This window comes from Janthinobacterium sp. PLB04 (assembly GCF_021165895.1).
GTDB classification, from domain to species: Bacteria; Pseudomonadota; Gammaproteobacteria; order Burkholderiales; family Burkholderiaceae_D; genus Janthinobacterium; species Janthinobacterium lividum.
Genome location: NZ_CP088968.1, coordinates 2,475,296 through 2,497,477, shown reverse-complemented (window position 1 = coordinate 2,497,477; position 22,182 = coordinate 2,475,296). Strand labels below are relative to the sequence as shown.

Sequence of the window (22,182 nt, the reverse complement as noted above, 5' to 3'; positions counted from 1 at the left end):
GGCAATTAAAACTACTCCCCCCATCTTTGCCCGCCATGTCCTTCCTTGCCGCCCCCTGGCCGCAAGGCGCTGCCGTGACGGTGGAGCATGCGCAACACCATCGACGGGGATGCGGAAACGTCCAGTCTGACCAATCTTGCATAATCAATAAAAACAAGGAAGATAGCATGCACACATCCCTGCTTCGGCCCCGGCAGCACCCGGCCGGCTTTATCCACTTTTCCAGGCGGCGCTTGCCGCTGGCCCTGGCCCTGCTGCTGGCCGCGTGCGGCGGCGGTGGCGGCGACAACCCGGCCACGCCCGCCACGGCGCAACGCCTGCTGGCGCAAACGTCGGCGGAAACGGCGCTGACGCCCGTCGCCGCCACGGCCAGCTCGGCGGAACGGGGCGACCTGTCGGCCAGCGCCGCCATCGACCGCAACGACAGCACGCGCTGGGGCAGCGGCTTTACGGACAACGAATATCTGACCCTCGATTTCGGCGCCTCGCAGCGCATTACCCGCGTGCATATCGCCTGGGAAAACGCGCACGCCAGCGCCTACCTGCTGCAGGTATCGGACGACAATACGCACTGGACCACCATCCAGAACGTCAGCGACAGCAAGGGCGGCATCGAGGACATCACGGGGTTCGACGCGCAAGGCCGCTACCTGCGCATGCAGGGCGTCAAACGCGCGGGCCAGTACGGCTACTCCATCTTTGAAATCCAGGCATTTGCGGGTACGCCCGTGCTGCCGCCGGTGACGCCACCCGTCACCGAACCGCCCCCGGTCACCATCGATCCGGGCCAGCCCGGCGTGGATATCCGCCCCGTGGCCGCCACTTCCTCGCCCGTGGAAAACAACGGCATGTCCGCCGCCATGGCGATCGACGGCAAGACGGGCACACGCTGGGCCAGCAAGTTCGAGGACGGCGCCTGGATCCAGTTCGACTTCGGCGCGAAGACGCCCGTCGGCTACATGAAGCTGCTGTGGGAAAACGCGTACGGCAAGCAGTACGCGCTGCAGGTCTCCGACGATGGCCAGAAATGGTCGCAAGTGCGCTACGTGACGAATGGCCACGGCGGCACCGAGGAATTCTTCAACCTGGGCATCAATGCCCGCTACATCCGCCTGCAGGGCGTGGCGCGCGCCACGCAGTATGGCTACTCGCTGCTGGAAGTGAGCTTCAAGACGCCGGGCAGTGACAACAGCCTGCCGTCGACTGCGACGTCGGCCCTGAAATTCCCCGCCAACGGCACCGGCTGGACACCGCTGCCGGCCGCCGCCCAGCCGCTGGAAAGCCTGCAATTCACCCTGGCAGACGGCACCCTGGTGACGCGCTTCGGCGCGCGCGGCCTGGCGCGCCATGGCCGCGAACGGGGCGAGGAATGGAATGAAATCGGCTACGGCCCGAATGAAACGGTCGATCCCGTCACGGGCCTGCCGCAAGACAAGGGGCCGGGCAATTACCTCACGTTCGTGCCGCAATACTTCAAGAACCGCACCTGGGGCGTGGAAATCATCGACAACAGCAAGGTACGCGGCGTTACCAAGCCCACGCTGATCGTCAACCAGTACACCACCGTCGATTTTCTGTCCGGCGGCGTGGCTTTCTTCCGCGGCTTCGACCGTCCCGGCGTGACGGGCTACGGCTGGATGTCGCCCGGCGAACTGGTGGACCGCAATGTCCCCGTCTGCAAGCCGGTGGCCTACCCGGCCAACGACAGGCTGACGAACGCCAACGGCATCAATGGCGCCTGCACACTGCTGATCAAGGAGTACCCGGGCCATGGCGGCCTCGATGCCGGCGGCATGCCGAATGGCACGGACGTCAAGGCGCGCGCGCTGACGGCGGGCGACATCATCGAAGTGTCGCCATCGATGTTTTCCACCACCGCCTCGATGGCGTCGAAAGGCGATGCTGGCGGCATCCGCTACTACTCGTACGAATGGACGTATGTGGTGGGCGCGGGACTGCGGCCCTGGTATGGCGTGCAGCCGCGCCTCAATTCCGTGCCACTGCCGGAGGAAACGCTCTCCGGCGGCCTCGGTTCCGTGTCGTATAACTACTCGGACAACGCCCTGTTCATGTTCCAGCAGCCGCACAACAATATCGGCATGCAGAACATGCAGCGCTTCGTCGAGGGCCGGCGCCTGGTGCATACCAACTTCACCACCGGCGAGCATAACGAAGGCGGCAACGACCGTTACGCGCCCGCCGTCGGCCTGCAGGGACAGCGCTACGGACAGTCGGCCTGCATCGCCTGCCACGTCAACAATGGCCGCAGCCCCGCGCCGATGGCCCTGAACCAGCGCCTCGACACGATGGCCGTGCGCGTCGCCAGCATCAATGCGGCGGGGCAGCAGGTGCCGCACCCGCAATACGGCACGGCGATCCAGATGAATGCCGTCTCGCCTTCCGGCGTGCCGCAAAACTGGGGCAACGGCGTCAGCGTGGGCGGTTTCACGACGAGCAAGACCACCCTGGCCGACGGCACGCAAGTCGAACTGCGCAAGCCGACGCTGGCCTTCGAAGGCCCCGTGCCGCAAGTCGTTTCGCTGCGCGCGGCGCCGCCCATGATCGGCGCGGGCTTGCTGGAAGCCGTGCCGGAAGCCGACATCCTGGCGCGCGCCCGCAGCACGCCGGATGCCGACGGCGTCAAGGGCCTGCCCAACTATGTATATGAACCAGAGACGGGCGCCGTGCGCCTGGGCCGCTTCGGCTGGAAGGCCTCGAAAGCCACCTTGCGCCACCAGGCCGCCGACGCGCTGCTGCTGGACATGGCCGTCACCTCGCCCGTGTACCGCAACCGCGCCTGCATGGCGGGGCCGGCAGCCTGCGCAGCGGGCGGCGCCCAGCCAGGCATCTCGGAAGCGGACCTGCAATCGATCACGCAATACCTGGCCCTGGTGGCCGTGCCGGCCCAGCGCAGCATCGCCAGCGGTTTCCCGAAAGGCGTGGCGCCGATCGAGGAGCTCAAGGTCGACCCGCAGCAGGTTTCCGCCGGCTCGAAGCTGTTCCAGGGCATGCGCTGCGCTGCCTGCCACACGGTGGAAATGAAGACGGGCGCGGGACATTTGTTTGCGGAACTGCGCAACCAGACCATCCGTCCGTACACCGACCTGCTGCTGCACGACATGGGTCCCGAGCTGGCCGATACCTTCACGGAAGGCCAGGCGCAAGGCAGCATGTGGCGCACGGCACCGCTGTGGGGCATAGGCTACACGGAAAAAGTCATGGGCAGTGGCGGCAAGGCTGGCTATCTGCATGACGGCCGCGCGCGCAGCCTGACGGAAGCGATCCTGTGGCACGGCGGCGAAGGGACAAAAGCGCGCCAGCGTTTCGAGAACCTGTCGAAGACGGACCGCGACGCGCTGCTGGCGTTCCTGAAGTCGCTGTAAAGTCGGCCTAAACGCCTTGCCCTGGCGGGGCCGTCATGGAAACACGACCGTCACCGCCAGTCCCCTGCCCTGCAAGCCGGCGCCGAGGATGATGTCCGCGCCATGCCGCTCGGCGATGCGGCGCACGATGGACAAGCCCAGGCCGCTGCCGGGCAGCTGCCCGCCGCCCAGGCGCACAAAACGCTCGAACGCGCGCGCATGCAGTTCCTCGGCGATGCCCGGACCGGAATCGGCCACGCGCAAATAGCTGCGCCCCGCTTCCACGCCGCAGCTGATGACGACACAGCCGGGCGCCGGCGTATAGCGCAGCGCATTGTCGACCAGGTTGCGCAGCAACATCTGCAGGCTGTCCGCATGCAGCGCGCAGGGCGCCGGTGCCATGATCACGCTCAGCGACAGCCGGTACGTCGCGGCCAGCGCCTGCCACTGCGCGGCCTGCTCGGCCAGCAGGTCGGACAGGTCCCCCGCACGCAAGTCGGCCGCCGCGCCCGAATGCGGGTCGAGCTGCGCCAGTGCCAGCAACTGGTTGACGAGGCGCGTGGCGCGCTCCACGCTGACGCCCAGGGCTGCAATGAATTCCTCGCGTTCAGCCTCGCTGCGGGCCCGCTGCAGCACTTGCAGATTGGTCTTGATGGCGGCCAGCGGCGTGCGCAATTCGTGCGCCGCATCGGCCGTGAAGCGCTGCTCGTTGTCGCGGCTTTGCCGCACTCTGCCGAACAGGCGGTTAATTTCCAGCAGCAGCGGATGCAGCTCGGTGGGTGCGCCAGCCAGCCTGACGTCGGCCAGGTCATCGGGCGTGCGCGCCGACACTTCATCGGCGGACGCCTGCAGCACGCGAAACACGCGGTGGATGCTCCACCAGATGGCGATGGTGGCCAGCGCCACCAGCAGCAGGCCGAACACGGCGATGCGGTAAAAGAAGCCGCGGCTGATATCGTCGCGGTGGCTGGTCGGCTCGGCCACCAGCAGCTGCAGGGTGCGCTGCGGGTCCCACAACGAAAACAGACGCCAGCGCTGGCCGCCGATGCGGGTCCAGGACAGGCCGTCCGGCGCGCTGCGCGACAGGGCGATATCGGACGCCGCGTCATTACGGTACAGCACGCGCTGCTGCGCGTCGCGCACCTTGAACAGCAAATACTGATGGGGATTCGGATGGCCGCGCAGCGGCACGTCGATGGGCCCCGTCAAGCCGTGTTGGCGCGCATCCTTTTCCACCAGCGACAGCAGCAGGTGGCCCGTCTCGATCAGCGACTGGTCGAACAGTTCCTGGCTTTCGCGGCGCGCTTCCACGTACACGATGGCGGCGCTGCCCACCCACAGGGCCAGGGTCAGGCCCAGCAGCACGCCCAACAAAGTGCGCCGCAGCGACCAGGTTTTCAGGCCGCCGCCAGCCGTTAAGAATCTCTTAAGAACTTCTGCGCAAGATCCGGAGCGAAATATTTTTTGGGAAGCCATGGGTGCAATTGTAAATGATTCTTATTGCCTCAATGATTCCCATTAGCTTGCACCAGCAAAACCAATAACTCATCCACCATCAGGAGTTTGCATGTCCAACAGCACCCGCAGCGCGCGCCTGCCGCGTCCCACCACCCTGGCCCTGGCCTTGGCCGCCCTGTCCTGCCTGCCGGCTCACGCCCAGACGGGCACGCCTGCCAGCATGCCGGAAGTGGTGGTCTCCGCCTCCGGTTTCGAGCAGGATATCAAGCAGGCGCCAGCCTCGATCACGGTGCTGACGCGCCAGGAGCTGTCGAAGGAGCGCTTCGGCAACCTGACGCAGGCGCTGGAAAGCGTGGAAGGCATCGACGTGGGCGCGGCGGGCGACAAGACGGGCGGCATGAACATCAGCATCCGCGGCATGCCCAGCGACTACACCCTGGTGCTGATCGACGGGCGCCGCCAGAACGCGGCCGGCAATGTCACGCCGAACGGCTTCGGCGGCACGCAGACGAGCTTCATGCCGCCGCTGGCCGCCATCGAGCGCATCGAAATCATCCGCGGCCCCATGTCGACCCTGTACGGCTCGGACGCCATGGGCGGCGTGATCAACATCATCACGCGCAAGGTGGGCAAGCAGTGGATGGGCTCCGTCTCGGCCGACTACACCTTGCAGGAAGAGTCCGATTTCGGCAACGTGAAAAGCGGTCGCTTCTACCTGAGCGGCCCCATCGCTACCGACCTGCTGGGCCTGTCCCTGCGCGGCAGCAAGCAGCGCCGCGACGCGGCCGACATCCGCGTCCCCAACGCGGCCGGCGCGCAAGTGCCCGCCAGCATGGGCGCCAACCCCGTGCGCTCGGACATCGAGAACTTTGGCGCGCGCCTGGCCTTCACGCCGAACCGCTACCACACCGTCATCCTCGACGCGGATGCGGGCCGCCAGACCTACGACAATTCGAAGGGCCAGCTCGGCACCAATACCGTACAGGGCGGCTACGGCCCGGAACAGAAATACAAGCGCGACCAGTGGACCCTGTCGCACACGGGCCGCTTCGGCTTCGGCACCCTGGACAGCAGCTACATGGTGAACAAGACGGAAACCCTGGGCCGCACGATTCCACCGGGCACGCCAGGCGCCGTGACCGGCAGCGCCCGCGCGCTGGAAGTGGAAAGCCAGGTCTTCGATACCAAGCTGGTCATGCCTTTGGGCAAACACATGGCTACCATCGGCGCGCAATGGTGGAAAGCGGAAATGACGGATGGCGTGGCGCCAAAGAAATTCGAATTCACGCAAAAAGCCCTGTTCGTGGAAGACGAATGGCAGGTGCTGGAGAATGTCGCGCTGACCGTCGGCGCCCGTTATGACGATCACAGCATCTTCGGCGGCCAGACCAGCCCCCGCGCTTATGCCGTGTGGAACGCAGCGCCAAGCTGGACCGTCAAGGGCGGCGTCAGCAAGGGCTACAAGACGCCGCGCGTGGAGCAACTGTCGCCAGGCATCAACGGTTTTGGCGGCCAGGGCACGATCCCCCTCGTCGGCAGCCCGGACCTGAAGCCGGAAACGAGCACGACGACGGAAATCGGCGCGTATTTCGACAACCTGGCCGGCTGGACCGCCAGCGGCACTTTGTTCAACAATACCTTCAAGGACAAGATCACGACGGGCACGGGCCTCGTCAACTGCGACTACCGCCCTTCGCCGAACCGTCCCGGCTGCGTCAGCTTCGGCAACTGGCCCAACGTGGACGCATTTGGCCAATCGGTCAACGTGGATGAGGCCGTCACGCGCGGCGTCGAACTGAACACGCGCTTCCCGCTGGGCAAGACCTTGTCGGCCAGCGCCAACTACACGTACACGGAAAGCGAACAGAAGAGCGGCAGCAACGCCGGCAAACCCCTGAGCGACACGCCCAAGCACGCCGTCAATGCGCGCCTGTCGTGGGATATCTCGCGCGAGTGGAACGGCTGGCTGCGCGCCGAGTACCGCAGCGAGCGCTTCCGCGATCCGGGCACCTCGGCTTCCACGCGCGCCGCCAAGGCCGCGCTGGGCGACTACAAGGGTTACACCATGCTGCACCTGGGCAGCAGCTACCAGCTGAACAAGCGCGTCACCCTGAACGCGGCCGTGTACAACCTGCTCAACAAGGACTTCGTCGACTACCAGCCTTACCGCGCACCGACGCTGACCTACGCCAACCGCTATGTCAACAGCCTGGACGGCCGCCGTCTGTGGCTGTCGGCCACCGTCGATTTCTGATGCGCTAATCCAGCCGCATCATCGATGCCGACGGGCTGCCTCCGGGTAGCCCGTTTTTTCATCAGGCCGCTTGCGCTTTATCAATGCAATAGCCGATCGCATGCACGGTGCGTATCAAGTCCCGCCCCAGCTTCTTGCGCAGGTGGTGGATATGCACTTGCACGGCATTGCTTTCCACTTCGTCACCCCAGCTGTACAGGTTTTTCTCCAGCTGTTCCCGGCTCAGCACCCGGCCGCCGTGCTCCAGCAGCAGTTGCAGGATGCGAAATTCCTTCACCGTCAAGGTCACGGGCAATCCCCCTTGCGTTACTTGCCGGTCCGCGATATCGAGCACCAGGTCGCCATGCACGAGGTGCTCGCGCAGGCGACCGGCGGCGCGGCGGCAGGCGCTGCGGATGCGCGCGGCCAGCTCGTCGAGGTCGAACGGTTTCACGATGAAGTCGTCGGCCCCCGCGTCGAGCCCGGCGATGCGCTCGCCCACCTGGTCGCGCGCCGTGACGACCAGCACGGCGCCGCTGTAGCCATTGTCACGCAGCACGCCCAGCGCCTGCATACCATCCTGCCCCGGCAAGCCCAGGTCGAGCAAAATACAGCCATAGTCATGCAGGCGCACGGCCGTGTGCGCGTGTTCGGCGCTCGTGACCCAGTCGACGGCATAGCCGCCCTGTTCCAGGCCGATCTGCGTGGCGCGGCCCAGCTGCGGGTCGTCTTCGGTGAGCAAGATGCGCATGGGGGAAGCGGCGCGGCCCGCTCAGTCCTTTTTCTTGATCAGGCCAGCGAGCGCGGCAAACGGATTGTGCGTGGCGGGCGCCACCTCGGCCGACAGCAGGCCGGCGCCACGGTCCGCTTCCAGGTAGCGCGAGTGCTCATTGTCGTGGCAATACAGGCACAGCAGCTCCCAGTTGCTGCCGTCCGGCGGATTGTTGTCGTGGTTATGGTCGCGGTGGTGCACCGTCAGCTGTTGCACGTTGGCGCGCGTAAATTCGCGCATGCAGCGGCCGCATACCCACGGATACATCTTCAGCGAGCGCTCGCGGTAGCCGCTCTCGCGCTGGTCGGCGGCGCGGCGCGCTTCGGCCACGATCTTGTCCAGTCTTGCCGCGTCGGGCTTTTTACTCTGCATGACAACTTTCGATATGGGAGGTAGAAGCGCCCATTTTAATGAGGATGGGGCCGCAATTGTACTTTTTCTGCCACGCCGCCAGCCCGTGTCGCCGCCGGCGTGCTTTTTTTAGCGTGCGCGGCACCACAGATACTTGATTTAAAGCAAAATAAGGCCAGCGACAGACTACGAACAGACGCTGGGGCAGCAGGCAGCGCGCAGGTCAGCATATTTCGGCTATGATGCGCGCCACGCCGCCCTTCCCTTTTCCATGACCCTAGCCTGCAAGCGCCCGTGATAGCGATAACAAGACCCCTGCAACGCCTTGCCCGCCGCCTGTACCGTCTCAGCCTGGTACCCCTGTTCGCGCTCATCTTGCTGCTGGCGCTGTGGGCGGCCGTCTTTTACCAGGTTGGCCAGGAGCGGGCCAGCGCCGTGCGCGACGCCGTGGCCGTCAGCCAGTCGCTGGCGCGCACCCTGGCCGACCATACCAGTTTCACCCTGCGCCAGACGGACCACGCCACCCAACTGTTCAAGCTCAAATACGAGGAAACGGACGGTGGCCTGCGCCTGAATGAATTCACGCGCCGCCAGGGCCTGCTCGACAGCGTGCTGCCATCGAAGCTCGAATTGCCGATCGCCCTCATCGACGCGCACGGCAATGTGGTCGACAGCGCTCACGCCTATCTGCCGGAAAACCTGGCCAAGCAGGCATTTTTCAGGGCGCTGGCCGCGAATGCGTCCGACACGGCCCTGGTCGACACGCCCATGCTCGACGCCGAGAGCAAGCGCTGGACCATCCGCCTGGCGCGCCGCCTGAACGATGCCCAAGGCCGCTTCGCCGGCGCCATCGTCATCCTCGTCGACCCCACGTATTTTGTCGACGACTACGACCGCCTGAACCTCGATGAACAGGGCGCGCTGATGCTGGTGGCGCGCGACAGCGGGCTGACGGTGGGGCGCATCGGCGAGCAATTGATCCTCAGCGACCGCATCGACTTCCGCATGCCGGGACCGCCGCAGCACGCCCCCGAAGAACTGCTGATCGAGCCGCCCGTCGACGCGACGTCACGCATCTACAGCTACCACGAGCTGCCGCGCTACCCGTTGCTGGCCGTGGTGGGCGTGAACCGCGCCGTCGCCCTGGCGCGCTTCGAACACCGCCGCCTGGTGTATGTCGGCGCGCTGCTTGCCGCCAGCGTGCTCATTGCCGGCTTTACAACCCTGCTGATGCGCCAGAGCGCGCGCCTGCGCCGCAGCATCCGCCAGGCCAAGGAAACGCAGGCCTTGCTGCGCGCGGCGCACCAGGGCAGCCTCGATGCCGTGCTGCTGCTGAAAGCCTGGCGCCCCGCGCCGGGCAAGCCGGTGGAAGATTTCATTTTCGCCGACATCAACGAGCGGGCCGCCGACATGCTGGGCAAGCCACGCTCCGAACTGCTGGGCCAGCGCGTGCTGCAGCAGATGCCGCTGCTGCGCGGCGAGCGTTTTTTCAAGCGCTTCGTGCTGGTGATGGAAACGGGCCAGCCGCTGGAAGATGAATTCGAACTGCCGCTGGCCTCGGGCGGCACGCGCTGGCTGCGCCACCAGGTGGTGCCGATTGCCGACGGCGTGGCCGTCACCTCGCGCGACATCAGCGCGCGCAAGCACGACGAACTGGCGCTGCAGGACAACCGCAGCTTCCTGCAGTCGCTGATCGACCATCTGCCCGTGCTGGTCTACGTGAAAAGCGCGCGCCCGGAAAATTTCGGCAAGATGGAAGTGTGGAACAAGGCCGCCGAGGATATCACCGGCCACCTGGCCGCCGACGTCATCGGCAAGACCGATTGCCAGGCCTTCCCGCCCGACTTCGGCCTGCACGACGCCGAGGACGACCGCGCCATCCTGGCCGAGCGCGGGGTCATCGACCATACGGAAAAACCGCTGCGCCTGGCTGACGGCAGCCTGCGCTACCTGCGCGCCGTCTCCGTGCCCGTGTTCGACGAGCGCCAGCAGATCGAACATATCCTGTGCATCGCCGAAGATATCTCGCAGCGCCGTCAGCAGGAACTGGAACTGCGCCAGAAACAGGCCGAACTGGCCGCCGTCAACGACGCCTCGCCGCTCGGGCTGGTGCGCCTGGACCGCCAGCGCCGCTGCACCTACGTCAACCGCACCTTCGAATCGATCACGGGCTTGCCGCGCGCCGCCGCCCTGGGCGCCGGCTGGACCAGCGCCCTGCACCCGGACGACTATCCGCTGATGCACGTGGCGCTGGAACAGCTCACGCGCAGCCACGCGCCGTTCCAGTCCACCCTGCGCTGCCTGCAGCGCGACGGCAGGCTGGTCTGGGTCTCCGTCAAAATTGCCCCCATCCTCATCGACGACCGGATCGAAGGCTACGTGGGCACCCTGGACGACATCACCACCTTGCGCGAATCGGAAGTGGCGCTGCTGGAAAGCGAAGCGCGCCTGCGCACCATCGCCGACACCTTGCCGGCCATGATCGCGTACATCGACGCGGACCAGGTCTACCGCTTCCTGAACATCGCCTATGAACGCGAATTCGGCCTGACGGGCCGGCAGGCGCTGGGCAAAAGCGTGCGCGACACCGTGGGCGAGGCGCGCTACCGCACGGTGGCGCCGTATATCGAAAGAGTGCTGGCGGGCGAAACCCTGAGCTTCGAGGAAGAAGACGACAAGGAAGGCATCGAGCGCTGCATGGAAGTGATCTACATCCCGCAGATCGGCGAAGACAAGCTGCAGGTGGTGGGTTTTCACGTGATGCGCCAGGATATCACCGTGCAAAAGCGCGAAAAACAGCGGCTGCTGAAGCTGGCCCAGGTCGATGCGCTGACGGGATTGTCGAACCGTGCCGGCTTCCAGCAAAAACTCAGCGACGCCATGCACGCGAGCCGCCAGCAGCAGCACCTGATGGCTGTCATGTACATGGATATCGACCGCTTCAAGCCCGTCAATGACACGCATGGCCACGGCACCGGCGACGCCCTGCTGCGCGCCTTCGCCCAGCGCCTGACGCAGACCATGCGCGCCACCGATATCATCGCCCGCCTGGGCGGCGACGAATTCACCATCATCATGGAACAGATCACCCGGCCCGACGACGCGGCCGTGCTCGCGGAAAAAATCGTCGCCGCCATGCAGCAGCCGTTCGAACTCGATGGCATCAGCGTGCGCATTTCCGCCAGCATCGGCCTGGCCTTCTACCGCGACGAAGACATTTCCCCCGCCGTGCTGCTGCAGCGGGCCGACGTGCTGCTGTATCAGGCGAAACAGGATGGGCGCAATACTTATCGCGCAGGCGTGCTGACGGCGTGAGACAGGCGCCATTCCTGCTATATTGGCGCCTGTCCTCCCTACCCTTGCCCCACCATGCGCCTGCTGCACACTTCCGACTGGCATCTGGGCCAGACCCTGCACAATTATGAGCGGGGCTACGAACACCAGCGCTTCCTCGACTGGCTGCTCGACACGCTCGTGGCCGAACAGGTCGACGTGCTGCTGGTGGCGGGCGACGTGTTCGACAACGCCAACCCTTCCGCCGCCTCGCAAAAGCAGCTATATGTATTCCTGCAGCAGGCGCGCGCGCGCCTGCCAGCGCTGCAGCTGGTCGTCGTCGCCGGCAACCACGATTCGGCCGGCCGCCTGGAAGCGCCCGGCCCCCTGCTGGCCGCGCATGGCACGCACGTGATCGGCCATTTGCTGCGCGGCGACGATGGCCAGATCGACCTGGAACGCCTGCTGCTGCCGCTCACCGGCAGCGATGGGCAAGTGCAGGCGTGGTGCCTGGCCGTGCCCTTTCTGCGCCCCGGCGACGTGCCGAAACTGCCGGCCGGCGATACCCAGGATGCCTACCTGGGTGGCATCGCCCTGCTGTACCGCCAGCTGGCGGACCTGGCGCTGGCGCGCCGCCAGCCCGGCCAAGCCATCATCGCCATGGGCCACTGCCATATGGTGGGCGGCGAAATGTCGAACGATTCCGAACGCCGCATCGTCATCGGCGGCACCGAGATGCTGCCGTCCGGGATTTTCGATACCGCCATCGCGTATGCGGCGCTGGGCCATTTGCACAAGGCGCAGGCCGTGGGCGGGAAGGATAACATCCGCTACTGCGGCAGTCCGATTCCCCTGTCCTTCGCGGAAGTGAATTACCGCCATCAGGTGCTCTGCCTCGATATCGACGGCGAGCAATTACGCGAGGTACGCGCCATCGAGGTGCCGCGCGCCGTGCCGCTGCTGCGCGTGCCCGCCACGCCGGCGCCGATTGCCGAAGTGCTGGAACAGCTGGCCGCCCTCGACGTGCCGGACGCGCCGGCCGAAGCACAGCCCTTCCTGGAAGTGCGCGTGCGCCTCGATGCGCCGGAGCCGGGCCTGCGTACGCGCATCGAAACGGCGCTCGACGGCAAGCACGTGCGCCTGGCGAAGATCGAAACGTCGAGCGCCGCGCGCAGCAGCGCGCCCGAGAACATGACGCTCGACCAGTTGGGCCAGCTGCAGCCCGACGATATCTTCCGCCGCCTGTACCTGCAAAAATACGGCCAGCCCGCGCCGCCCGAACAACTGTCGGCGCTGGCCGAACTGCTGCTGCCTGGCGCTTGAGCACACCGGAAGAACCATGAAAATACTGAAAATCAGCGGCAAGAACCTGGCCTCGCTGGCCGGCGAATTTGAAGTCGACTTCCAGCGGGAGCCGCTCGCGTCTTCCGGCCTGTTCGCCATCAGCGGGCCCACGGGCGCGGGCAAGAGCACCCTGCTCGATGCCCTGTGCTTGGCCCTGTACGACGCCACGCCCCGCCTGCTGAAAGTGCTGGGCCGGGGCAGCGCCCTGCCCGACGTGGGCAAGGAAACCGTCAACGCCCAGGATACCCGCACCCTGCTGCGGCGCGGCACGCCGGACGGCTACGCGCAAGTGGACTTCGTCGGCAACGATGGCGCAAGCTACCGCGCGCGCTGGAGCGTGCGCCGTTCGCGCACCAAAGCCGAAGGCGCGCTGCAAGCCACGGCCATGAGCTTGCACCAGCTGCCAGCGCTGCAGCCCATCGGTGGCACCAAGACGGAAGTCAAGGAAGAGATCGAAAAGCGCATCGGCCTGTCGTTCGACCAGTTTACGCGCGCCGTGCTGCTGGCGCAAAACGAGTTTTCCACCTTCCTCAAGACGGAAGACAATGAACGGGGAGAGTTGCTGGAAACCCTGACGGGCAGCAGCATCTATACCGACATTTCCATGCGCGCCTTCGAGCGGGCAAAAAAGGAAAAGCAGGTCCTCGAACGCCTGGGCGAAAAACTGGCCGACCAGCGGCCCTTGTCGCCGGAAGAACGTACCGATACCGAGGCCCTGTGCAGCACGGCCGAGACCACCCTGCACACCATCGACTTGCGCAAGGCGGTGCTGGAACTGCAGCAGCGCTGGCACCAGGAAACGCACAAGCTGCAAAGCCAGGCGACGGCGGCGCAAGAGGCTCTCGATAGCGCGGATGCCGAACGGGCCGCTGCCGAAGAGCGCCGCACGGCGCTGGCGCAGTGGGAATTGCTGCAGCCGGCGCGCCCCTTCGTCGATGACGTGGCGCGCCTGGCGAACGACATCGCCAGCAGCGGCGCCGCGCTGGAAACGGCGCGTGCGCAGGCGGCGCAAGCCGTGGCCAGCGAAACGCAACTGGCTGCCGGCATGCAGCAAGCGGCAGCGGCCTTGCAAGCCAGGGAAGCGGCGCAGCGCGACGCGGCACCGCAGCTCGATGCCGCCAAGGCGCTCGATGCCGGCATTGCCGCCCACTTGCCCGCCCACCGCCAGGCCAGGGAGGCGGCACTGGCGGCAGACCAGGCCAACGAGACGGCGCGCGCCACCTTGCACGATCTGCAGCAGCACCAGCACGCCATGCAGGTGGAGCAGGAGACGGGACGCCTGTGGCTGGCATCGCACCAGCATTGGCAAGCGCTGGCCACGTCGTGGCAATTGTCGGACCAGCTGTTCGCCCAGGCCGGCCAGGCTGCCGCGCAAGCCGATGCGGCCGACGTCAGAGCGGCCGACGCGGCGCAGCTGGTGCGCGCGGCAGACGCCGCGAGCCAGGAGGCACAGGCCACGTTGACGGCTGCCGCCGCCACGCTCGCCGCGCACGATGCGCAGCGGCGCGAGGCGCAGTGCGCCGTGCAAGCCATCGATGGTCAGCTGCTGCAGCAACAGCGCGGCCAGCTGGAAGACCATGCGCGCCAGTTGAATGCGGCGGAAAAAACGTGGACGGAACTGGCGCGCAAGCAGCAGGATCTGGCGCACGGACAAGCGAGGGCGGCGCAACTGTCGCTGGCGGCGCAGGCGGAAAGCGCGGCCCTGGCGATGGAGGGGGCCAGGACGGCGCCGCTGGAAGCGGGCCTGGCGCAGGCGGAAAAATCCCTGAAGGGGGCGGAAGCGGCATGCGCGGCCAGCGTGGAGCAACTGCGCGCCACCTTGCAGGACGAGCAGCCCTGCCCCGTCTGCGGCGCGCTGGAACACCCGTACAGCCACGCCGACGACGCCTTGCAGGCGATGCTGGCCAGCTTGCAGGATGAAGTCCTGGCTTGCCGCGCGCAGGCGCGCGGCAATCTGGAGCAACTGGCCACGCACAGGGCCGCGCTGGCCGCGACTGCGCGCGAACAGGCGCAGACGGATGCCGAACTGGCGGCCCTGCCGCCCGCCATCGCCAGCCTGCACGCGCAATGGCAGCCGCATGCCGATACCCTGCATCTGCCGCCGGAAAACCAGCGCGCGCACTGGTTCGCGCAGCAACTGACGGCCAATGCGGCAGCCCTGCAGGCGCTGGCGCAGCAGGAGGCGGCGCTGCGCCAGGCCAGCGCGCGGCGCGAGCAGGCGCAGGCGACGCACGAACTGGCCGGCGCGGAACACGCGCGCTGCACAAGCGCCGTCGCCGAAACGCAGACACGGCTGGCGCAGTTGCAGGCGCAGCAGGCGGCCAGCCAGGACAAGGCGGAAACGTCGCGCAGCGCGCTTGACGGCTTGCTGGCGCAGCTCGATGCCGCGTTTGCCGACGTGGAAGGCGCCGAAGGCTGGAAGGATAACTGGCGCGCCGGCCCCGCCGACTTCCGTGCGGCGCGCGAGACGGAAAGCCGGCAATGGCTGAAACAGCAGGCTGACCAGGACAATCGCGGCCACGCGCTGGCGACCTTGGCCGCGCGACTGGAAGCGGCGTTGCTGGCCGCCGGCAAGGCACGGCACACGGCGCAGGAGACCCACGCCGCCTTTGCCGCCGCCGACAAACAGCGCACGGCACTGCAAACGGAGCGCAACGCGCTATGGCAGGGCCAGAACGTGGCCGAGGTGGAACACAGCCTGGCTGGCGCCATCGCGCAGGCCAAGGAGCTGCTGGCGCAGCAGCAAACGGCGGCGCAGTCGGCCAGCCAGCAGCGCGCGCGCCTCGATGAAGCATGCGTGCAGTTGTCGCAGCGCCTGGCCGCCCTGCATGAACAGGAACGCGGCGCCACCGCCGCCCTGCACGACTGGCTGCAGCAGTTCCGGCAGCGTCACTCCGGCAATGCGCCCGCCACGCTCGACGAGCTGCGCGCGCGCCTGGCCATCGCGCCGGACGCCATGCGCGCCGAACGCGACGCCCTGCAGATGATCGCCGACCGCCACACGGCGGCCGTTTCCGTGCTGGCCGAGCGCCGGCAGCAACTGGCCGCGCACGTGCAGCAGCCGCCGGAAGCGCTGGAAACGGACGAGGCCGTGTTGCAGGCGGCGCTCGACGCGCTTGGCGCCGAACGCCAGGCAGCCAACCAGGAAGCGACGCGACTGCGCCTGGCCATCGCGCAGGACGACGCGCGGCGCCACAGTGCGCAAGCTATGCTGGCGCAGATCGAGGCGCAAGCCGTCATCGAGCGGCGCTGGGCCAGCCTGAATGAATTGATCGGCTCGGCCGACGGCAAGAAATTCCGCAACTATGCACAGCAATTCACGCTGGAAGTGCTGCTGGGCTATGCCAATGCACACCTGAACCACCTGGCGCGCCGCTACCAGCTCGAACGCATCGACAACCCGAACAATCCGTCGCTGGGCCTGATGGTGCGCGACCAGGACATGGGCGGCGAGCTGCGCTCCGTGCACTCGCTGTCGGGCGGCGAAGCGTTCCTCGTCTCGCTGGCCCTGGCGCTGGGCCTGGCCTCGCTGTCCTCGAACCGGGTGCGCGTGGAATCGCTGTTCATCGACGAGGGCTTCGGCAGCCTGGACACGGAAACCCTGCGCGTGGCCATGGATGCGCTCGACGGCTTGCAAGCGATGGGCCGCAAGGTGGGCGTCATCTCGCACGTACAGGAAATGACGGAGCGCATCGCCACCCGCATCCTCGTGCAGCCTGGGTCCGGCGGCAAGAGCGTGGTGACGGTGCGCTGAGTCGCTAGCGGCTGGCCGGCTCCCGGCACAGTCTGAGCATATCCCAGCCCAGTTCGCGGCGGATCTGCTCGGGGTCGGGCGGGGGCCGGCGCTGTTCCAGCTCCGCTTTCAGCCACTTCCTGACCAGCTCCTTGGCGGGCTGTACAGGCTTTTCCTTGTCATGCTTGTCCATGGTGCTACCTCTTCAATGGCGGTCAGACGACCTCCTATATACGTTCAACGTCACGGTGCGGATTCAGTTGACGTGCGCGTGGCGCAGATGCAACAACGTGTAACGATGGCCGGAGTGCGTTAAAATCGCCGCCTTCGCGTAGATGAACTCTACGCCCCGCAACAGTTCAAGGAACCCCATGAAAGCCGCCCGCAGCCTCACCTTCAAGTGCGTAAAATGTCACAAATCCATGCAGGTCTACCTGCAAAAAGTCTCCGCCTGCTCGCATATCCAGCCGTACCAGGGCATTTGCGCATGCGGCGAACTCAAGCGTCACGCCACGGGCCAGGCCGATGCCGTCAAGTCCTACCTGGAATCGGCAGACGGTAGCTGGTCGCACCACCACTGATGGTTAAAGAATGGGAAGATATTGCCGTTAATTCGACTATCCTCCCCATTTGAACCGACCATGTCCCAGCTCCCCGCCCTTGCCAGCCGTCAACCCGCCTCGAATACGCTGGCTGGCCAGCAGCCGTCCCGCACGGGCAGCAGCGCCACGGGCCTGGCCGCTTCGCCCCTGATGCAGCGCACGGCGCAAGACGTGGTGGCGCTGTCAAAGAATGGCCTGGACCTGTCGGCCAAGGGACTGGAGCAGCGCACGGACACGCTGGGCAACGCCACCGTCGACGTGGCGCAGGATTTCCTCTCCACCATGACGCGCCAGCTGTTCGGCGACGGTGCCACGGTCGCCTTCGATTCCGTCGACCTGCAGGCCGGTTCCAGCTTCAGCAGTGGCAGCGCCAGCGTCTCGGGCGCCGGCGGCAGCAGCCGCGCGGACGCCTTCAGCCTCGATGAAAACGCGCATTTCATCGGCAAGGGCAAGATCACGACGGCCGATGGCCAGACTTTCGACTTCGAAGTGGAAGTGCAATATCAATCGAACATCAGCGCGGGCGTCCTTGAGCAAACGCAGAATGCCGCCGAGGAAGCAGGCTCCGCCGATGACGCAGAGCTGCCCGCGAAAGAGTTGCCCGCCACGCACTTCGGCGGCAATCTGCACGACCTGTTCAAGCTGCTGGGCCAGCAACTGCAAAGCAATCTCTACCAGGGCACATCCGATGGCGCCAGCGGCAACGGCAAGGATGACGGCCTGGCAGGCAGCCTGAGCTTGCGCTTGCTCAAGCTGGTGCAGCCGGACCAAGCCGCCGAGACCGCCAAAGCCGACAGGAAAGCCGTGGATGCCACGCCGGAAGAGCAGGCGCGCGCCCGCGCGCTGGCACTCGCCTATGGCACGGACACCGCTAGCGGCACGGTCAGCAACGTATAATGGAAGACGGCCTGCGCAGGCGACCATGCCGCGCGCCACCTTCTATCGATTGAATCCCATGTCCGACACTTCTTCACCTACCGTTCATCCGCAGATCCACTGGAGCGAAAACGGCGCCGAGCATTCGGCCCGCTGGCGCTCGGAAAGCGGCATGCCGCCGCCCAAGCGCGTCGTCATCGCCGATGACCGCACGACGGCCGACCAGGCTTACCGCCTGGCCTGCGAAGGCACGGCCATGCTGTGGCGCGGCGACTTCCAGAACGCGCGCCAGCTGCTGCAGGCGCTGGCGCGGCGCGCCGACCACAAGAACGACAAACCGAGCAAGAAGGCCAAGGCCGCCAAGCTGACGAAACCCGAACCGTCCGCCACGGAAGCCTTCCACTTGCACCGCCAGGCCCAGTCGCAACGCGCCCGTACCCTGGCCATGCTGCTGCTGCCTTTTGAGGCCGACTACACGATCCCGCTGCGCCGCGCGCCGGACGTGAAACTGGCGTGCAATGAAGCGTATGGTCGCGGCGAAGAACCGTTTATCGCCTCGCTGCGCGAATTGCTGGGCCTGATCGGCGCGCACGAATGGCGCCGCACGGGCGTGGAACTGCCGGCCCTGGGCCAGCGCATCCACCCGCATTACGGCGTGTTCGCGCCCATCCGCGGCGAATACGTGGGCCTGGTGGCGGAAGCGCCGCTGCCTGCGCGCGCCAAGCTGGCCTTCGATATCGGCACCGGCACGGGCGTGCTGGCCGCCGTGCTGGCGCAGCGCGGCATTGAACGCATCGTCGCCACCGACCAGGACCCGCGCGCCCTGTCCTGCGCGCGCGAAAACCTGGCCCGCCTCGATTTGCTTGACAAGGTCGACGTGCTGCAAGCCGACCTGTTCCCTGCGGGCCGCGCGCCGCTCATCGTGTGCAATCCGCCCTGGCTGCCGGCGCGCCCAAGCTCGCCGATCGAATACGCCGTCTACGATCCGGACAGCCGCATGCTGCGCGGTTTCCTCGCCGGCCTGGCCGGGCACCTGGAAGCAAACGGCGAAGGCTGGCTGATTTTATCGGACCTGGCCGAGCACCTGGGCCTGCGCCCGCGCGCGCAATTACTGGAATGGATAGAACAGGCGGGCTTGAAAGTCATCGACCGCCTGGACGTGAAACCCACGCACCCGCGCGCGCAGGACGCCACCGACAGCCTGCACGCGGCCCGCTCGAAGGAAATCACCTCGCTGTGGCGCCTGGCGGCGGCGTAATCCAGGGTCTGAAACCCGGCCATTGCGCATTGCAGCAAACCCCGCTATAATTCGCCTGCGGGGTGGAGCAGTCTGGCAGCTCGTCGGGCTCATAACCCGAAGGTCACAGGTTCAAATCCTGTCCCCGCAACCAATATATGAAAGCCGCTGATTCTTGCAAAGGAATCAGCGGCTTTTTCCATTGCGGCACAGCATGTCAATGCACCTCATGCAAGCCAAATGCCCTCTGTATCGATCCGCTCTTTCGCAATGCAGCAAACTCGTATATAATTCGCCTGCGGGGTGGAGCAGTCTGGCAGCTCGTCGGGCTCATAACCCGAAGGTCACAGGTTCAAATCCTGTCCCCGCAACCAATACATAAAAACCGCTGACTCCTGCAAGGGATCAGCGGTTTTTTCATTCATGCCTGCCCTGTCCCGCCTTTACGCGGTGACGCTGGCCCTGATCTGCCTGGCCGCCGCGTGCAGGCTGGCCGCCACTCGTTCCAGCTTGTCGGCTCCCGCCGTTTCGGCCAGGGCGGCAAACGCGCTGATATGAAACGTGGCCACCATCGCCGGCGACACTTCGAGCTCCAGCGCCGTCTTGCTCAGTTCCGTCGACGCCTCGAGGTAAGGCTCGCTGCCCGCCTCGAAAGCCTGCTTCGTTTCCAGCAATTCCTGGCCGCCCTCCGCCTTGGCCAGGCAAGCATCGACCTTTTGCTGGAAGGCCGGCAAGGTATCGCGCACGGGGCCAGCATCCGGCGCCGCTTCCGGTTCCGGCTCCGCGGGTGCAGGCGCAGCTGCGGCCGGCTTGTCCGCCGCCGGCATGTCGCGCAAAGTCAGCCAGCGCTCGACGGCGAGGAAATCGGCGAATGGCTCGGCCACCTTCGGATTCATCAGCCAGACCTCGCCCGTGCGCCAGTCGATCCTGGCGCCGCGCTCGTTTCTCGCCAACAGAATATCCTTGCCACCATCGGCATTCGACACCCGGCCGATGTCGAGCCAGTTCATCAACTCCGCCTGGCGCGACATCGCGTTGACCCGGTGAAAGTAGGCCAACCATAAGAATCTGGCGACCAGGAGAACCAGGGCACCGCCAACCATCCACATCATTTTTCGCTCCGCTCCGCACCACATCGACAGCCCGCATTTTCTCACATGAAAGCTTGCGTCAAGGAAACTTTTACATCTGCCGTGCGGCAGCGCAAATCCGGTGCCGCGCGCGCTCCGGACACGCAGTCGCATTTCAGCAACGCCGCGTTTTGCTGATTGCCGGGTGCGCGCCGCTACGCTATTATGAGAACAATTCTCATTTAGATTAAACCAGACTGTACGCATGCTGTCCGCCCCTTCCCCGCCATCCGATTTCCAGGCCCTGTATGCCGAGCACCACTCCTGGCTGCTGCACTGGCTGAAACGCCGCCTGCACGATGCGGGGCTGGCGGGCGACCTGGCGCAGGATACCTTCATCAAGATCTTCGTTGCGCGCAGCAGTGCCGGGATCGCGCAGCCGCGCCCTTTCCTGGCCACCATCGCCAAGCGCCTGCTGGCCAATCACTGCCGGCGCGAAGAGCTCGAACGGGCCTACCTCGACGCACTGCTACACCAGCCGCAAGCCTGCACGCCTTCGCCGGAAGCGATGTCCATCCTGCTCGAATCGCTGCAACGGGTCGACCGCGCGCTGGACCAGCTCTCCGCCAAGGCCAAGGCAGCCTTCCTGCTGGCCCACCTGGACGGCATGACCTATGCCGAGATCGCCGCCGAACTGGGCACCACCACGCATTCCGTCAAAAAATACCTGAGCAAGGCCAATCTGCTGTGCTTTTTTGCCGTGCCCGATTTTGCCGCATCCTGACATGCGCGGCGCCACCGTCTACGCACAGGGCCAGCCCATCGACCTGGCGATCGCCATGCAGGCGGCCGAATGGCTGGCCACCCTGATGAGCGGCGCAACCACGCCGGCGGAAAAAACGGCCTGGCAGCAGTGGCGCCAGGCGCATCCCGACCATGAGCGGGCGTGGAAACACATCGAAAGCGTCAGCGGCGGCTTGCGCGAACTCGATGCGCAGGCCAGCCGCAAGGCGCTGACACAGCGCTCCCGCCTCGCCTCGCCGATCTCGCGCCGCAACAGCCTGCAACTGCTGGCGTGGGTATCGGCCATCGGCCTTACGGGCTGGTTCGGCGCGCGCTCGGAATATGCACCCGACATGGCCCGCGCCGCGCTGGCCGACCTGTCCACGGGCGTGGGTGAGCGCCGCGAGCTGGCCCTGCCCGACGGCAGCCGTTTGCACCTGAACAGCGGCAGCGCCGTGAATATCCGCTTTAGCGGCACGCAGCGCCTGCTGCTATTGGTCCAGGGCGAAGTCTTCATCGCCACCGCCCGCGAAACGGACATGCCCTATCGCCCCTTCCTCGTCGAAACCGCGCATGGCCAGGCGCAGGCGCTGGGCACGCGCTACTCGGTGCGCCAGGCCGGCGGCAGCACTCTCGTGTCTGTCGAGGAAGGAGCCGTCCGGCTGATGCCGCGCCATGGCGATGGCAATCTGCTCATCCGTGCAGGCCAGGGCGGCGGCATGACGGCGCGGCAGCTCTTGCCCGCGCACGCCGTCTCGCCCGACATCTGGGCCTGGCGCCAGGGCTTGCTGCTGGCCGACGCCATGCCGCTGCGCGACTTCCTGCATGAACTGAGCCGCTACCGCCACGGCTTGCTGGGCTGCGACGACGCCGTCGCCGGCCTGCGCATTTCCGGCGTCTTCCCGCTGGCCGACCTGGACGCCGTGCTGCTGTCGCTGCCCGACTCCCTGCCCGTCGATATCCGCCTGCGCACGCGCTACTGGGTGCAGGTAGAGGCGCGCCAGCAGCATTGAACATTTATTTTGACGCCAACGAAAAAAAAAGGTACCCGCTTTCGATTCTCGCGTGACCTGTGTAGGCAACGTTCT

The 22,182-nt window shown here is 66.2% G+C and carries 15 protein-coding genes and 2 tRNA genes; 12 read left to right on the top strand and 5 right to left on the bottom strand.

Annotation, left to right across the window (positions count from 1 at the left end; translation table 11 throughout):
- Window positions 1-167: 167 nt before the first annotated feature.
- Window positions 168-3,383 carry a di-heme oxidoredictase family protein gene (locus LSO07_RS11095; RefSeq protein WP_151093904.1) on the top strand — a complete coding sequence of 1,072 codons (3,216 nt, stop codon included), beginning with the start codon at window positions 168-170 and terminating at the stop codon, window positions 3,381-3,383.
- Between the two features lie 33 nt (window positions 3,384-3,416).
- Here the strand turns inward: LSO07_RS11095 and LSO07_RS11090 are convergent, their stop codons facing one another.
- On the bottom strand, window positions 3,417-4,727 hold the full coding sequence (locus LSO07_RS11090) for a sensor histidine kinase (protein WP_225317273.1): 1,311 nt from the start codon (window positions 4,725-4,727) through the stop codon (window positions 3,417-3,419).
- Between the two features lie 202 nt (window positions 4,728-4,929).
- Between LSO07_RS11090 and LSO07_RS11085 the strand changes: the two genes are divergently transcribed.
- Complete coding sequence (locus LSO07_RS11085; RefSeq protein ID WP_151093902.1) at window positions 4,930-7,074, top strand: TonB-dependent receptor domain-containing protein; 2,145 nt, start codon at window positions 4,930-4,932, stop codon at window positions 7,072-7,074.
- Window positions 7,075-7,135: 61 nt separating this feature from the next.
- On the opposite strand, the gene LSO07_RS11080 is transcribed toward LSO07_RS11085, so the two are convergent.
- Window positions 7,136-7,804 (bottom strand): response regulator, encoded by a 669-nt coding sequence (locus LSO07_RS11080; RefSeq protein WP_151093900.1) that lies wholly within the window; start codon window positions 7,802-7,804, stop codon window positions 7,136-7,138.
- 21 nt (window positions 7,805-7,825) lie between these two features.
- On the bottom strand, window positions 7,826-8,197 hold the full coding sequence (locus LSO07_RS11075; protein ID WP_034755042.1) for a YajD family HNH nuclease: 372 nt from the start codon (window positions 8,195-8,197) through the stop codon (window positions 7,826-7,828).
- 273 nt (window positions 8,198-8,470) lie between these two features.
- Here LSO07_RS11075 and LSO07_RS11070 point away from each other — a divergent pair, with 273 nt between their 5' ends.
- The 3 genes from LSO07_RS11070 to LSO07_RS11060 are packed head-to-tail and all read left to right on the top strand — an operon-like array spanning window position 8,471 to window position 16,547.
- Window positions 8,471-11,491 (top strand): PAS domain-containing protein, encoded by a 3,021-nt coding sequence (locus LSO07_RS11070; RefSeq protein WP_225317248.1) that lies wholly within the window; start codon window positions 8,471-8,473, stop codon window positions 11,489-11,491.
- 54 nt (window positions 11,492-11,545) lie between these two features.
- Window positions 11,546-12,772, top strand: a complete 1,227-nt coding sequence (locus LSO07_RS11065) for an exonuclease SbcCD subunit D C-terminal domain-containing protein (RefSeq protein ID WP_151093898.1) — start codon at window positions 11,546-11,548, stop codon at window positions 12,770-12,772.
- 16 nt (window positions 12,773-12,788) lie between these two features.
- Window positions 12,789-16,547 carry an AAA family ATPase gene (locus tag LSO07_RS11060; protein WP_151093896.1) on the top strand — a complete coding sequence of 1,253 codons (3,759 nt, stop codon included), beginning with the start codon at window positions 12,789-12,791 and terminating at the stop codon, window positions 16,545-16,547.
- Between the two features lie 4 nt (window positions 16,548-16,551).
- Here the strand turns inward: LSO07_RS11060 and LSO07_RS11055 are convergent, their stop codons facing one another.
- A complete protein-coding gene (locus LSO07_RS11055) occupies window positions 16,552-16,719 on the bottom strand; it encodes a hypothetical protein (protein ID WP_162835746.1) in 168 nt (55 codons plus the stop codon).
- Between the two features lie 178 nt (window positions 16,720-16,897).
- Between LSO07_RS11055 and LSO07_RS11050 the strand changes: the two genes are divergently transcribed.
- From LSO07_RS11050 to LSO07_RS11030, 5 genes are all read left to right on the top strand, one after another.
- Window positions 16,898-17,107, top strand: coding sequence for a hypothetical protein (locus tag LSO07_RS11050; RefSeq protein ID WP_034755039.1), 210 nt, complete (start codon window positions 16,898-16,900; stop codon window positions 17,105-17,107).
- A gap of 60 nt (window positions 17,108-17,167) precedes the next feature.
- The gene (locus LSO07_RS11045; RefSeq protein ID WP_151093894.1) at window positions 17,168-18,025 is read left to right on the top strand and encodes a hypothetical protein; all 858 of its coding nucleotides are present in this window, start codon (window positions 17,168-17,170) and stop codon (window positions 18,023-18,025) included.
- A gap of 58 nt (window positions 18,026-18,083) precedes the next feature.
- On the top strand, window positions 18,084-19,262 hold the full coding sequence (locus LSO07_RS11040) for a methyltransferase (RefSeq protein WP_151093892.1): 1,179 nt from the start codon (window positions 18,084-18,086) through the stop codon (window positions 19,260-19,262).
- 56 nt (window positions 19,263-19,318) lie between these two features.
- Window positions 19,319-19,395 (top strand) — tRNA-Met (locus tag LSO07_RS11035).
- A 143-nt stretch (window positions 19,396-19,538) separates the two neighbouring features.
- Window positions 19,539-19,615: transfer RNA gene (locus LSO07_RS11030), tRNA-Met, on the top strand.
- A 69-nt stretch (window positions 19,616-19,684) separates the two neighbouring features.
- On the opposite strand, the gene LSO07_RS11025 is transcribed toward LSO07_RS11030, so the two are convergent.
- Window positions 19,685-20,251: a hypothetical protein gene (locus LSO07_RS11025; RefSeq protein WP_070280460.1), complete on the bottom strand. Its 567-nt coding sequence runs from the start codon at window positions 20,249-20,251 to the stop codon at window positions 19,685-19,687.
- Window positions 20,252-20,576: 325 nt separating this feature from the next.
- On the opposite strand from LSO07_RS11025, the gene LSO07_RS11020 reads away from it, so the two are divergent.
- Together LSO07_RS11020 and LSO07_RS11015 are read left to right on the top strand one after the other, a co-directional pair.
- Window positions 20,577-21,095, top strand: coding sequence for a sigma-70 family RNA polymerase sigma factor (locus LSO07_RS11020; RefSeq protein WP_034778088.1), 519 nt, complete (start codon window positions 20,577-20,579; stop codon window positions 21,093-21,095).
- A 1-nt stretch (window position 21,096) separates the two neighbouring features.
- Window positions 21,097-22,107: a FecR domain-containing protein gene (locus LSO07_RS11015; protein WP_151093890.1), complete on the top strand. Its 1,011-nt coding sequence runs from the start codon at window positions 21,097-21,099 to the stop codon at window positions 22,105-22,107.
- Window positions 22,108-22,182: the final 75 nt, after the last annotated feature.

Coding starts and splice junctions, on each gene's coding strand:
- LSO07_RS11095 (WP_151093904.1), top strand. CDS start 168: ATGCACACATCCCTGCTTCGGCCCCGGCAGCACCCGGCCGGCTTTATC.
- LSO07_RS11085 (WP_151093902.1), top strand. CDS start 4,930: ATGTCCAACAGCACCCGCAGCGCGCGCCTGCCGCGTCCCACCACCCTG.
- LSO07_RS11080 (WP_151093900.1), bottom strand. CDS start 7,804: ATGCGCATCTTGCTCACCGAAGACGACCCGCAGCTGGGCCGCGCCACG.
- LSO07_RS11075 (WP_034755042.1), bottom strand. CDS start 8,197: ATGCAGAGTAAAAAGCCCGACGCGGCAAGACTGGACAAGATCGTGGCC.
- LSO07_RS11065 (WP_151093898.1), top strand. CDS start 11,546: ATGCGCCTGCTGCACACTTCCGACTGGCATCTGGGCCAGACCCTGCAC.
- LSO07_RS11060 (WP_151093896.1), top strand. CDS start 12,789: ATGAAAATACTGAAAATCAGCGGCAAGAACCTGGCCTCGCTGGCCGGC.
- LSO07_RS11055 (WP_162835746.1), bottom strand. CDS start 16,719: ATGGACAAGCATGACAAGGAAAAGCCTGTACAGCCCGCCAAGGAGCTG.
- LSO07_RS11050 (WP_034755039.1), top strand. CDS start 16,898: ATGAAAGCCGCCCGCAGCCTCACCTTCAAGTGCGTAAAATGTCACAAA.
- LSO07_RS11045 (WP_151093894.1), top strand. CDS start 17,168: ATGTCCCAGCTCCCCGCCCTTGCCAGCCGTCAACCCGCCTCGAATACG.
- LSO07_RS11040 (WP_151093892.1), top strand. CDS start 18,084: ATGTCCGACACTTCTTCACCTACCGTTCATCCGCAGATCCACTGGAGC.
- LSO07_RS11025 (WP_070280460.1), bottom strand. CDS start 20,251: ATGAACTGGCTCGACATCGGCCGGGTGTCGAATGCCGATGGTGGCAAG.
- LSO07_RS11020 (WP_034778088.1), top strand. CDS start 20,577: ATGCTGTCCGCCCCTTCCCCGCCATCCGATTTCCAGGCCCTGTATGCC.
- LSO07_RS11015 (WP_151093890.1), top strand. CDS start 21,097: ATGCGCGGCGCCACCGTCTACGCACAGGGCCAGCCCATCGACCTGGCG.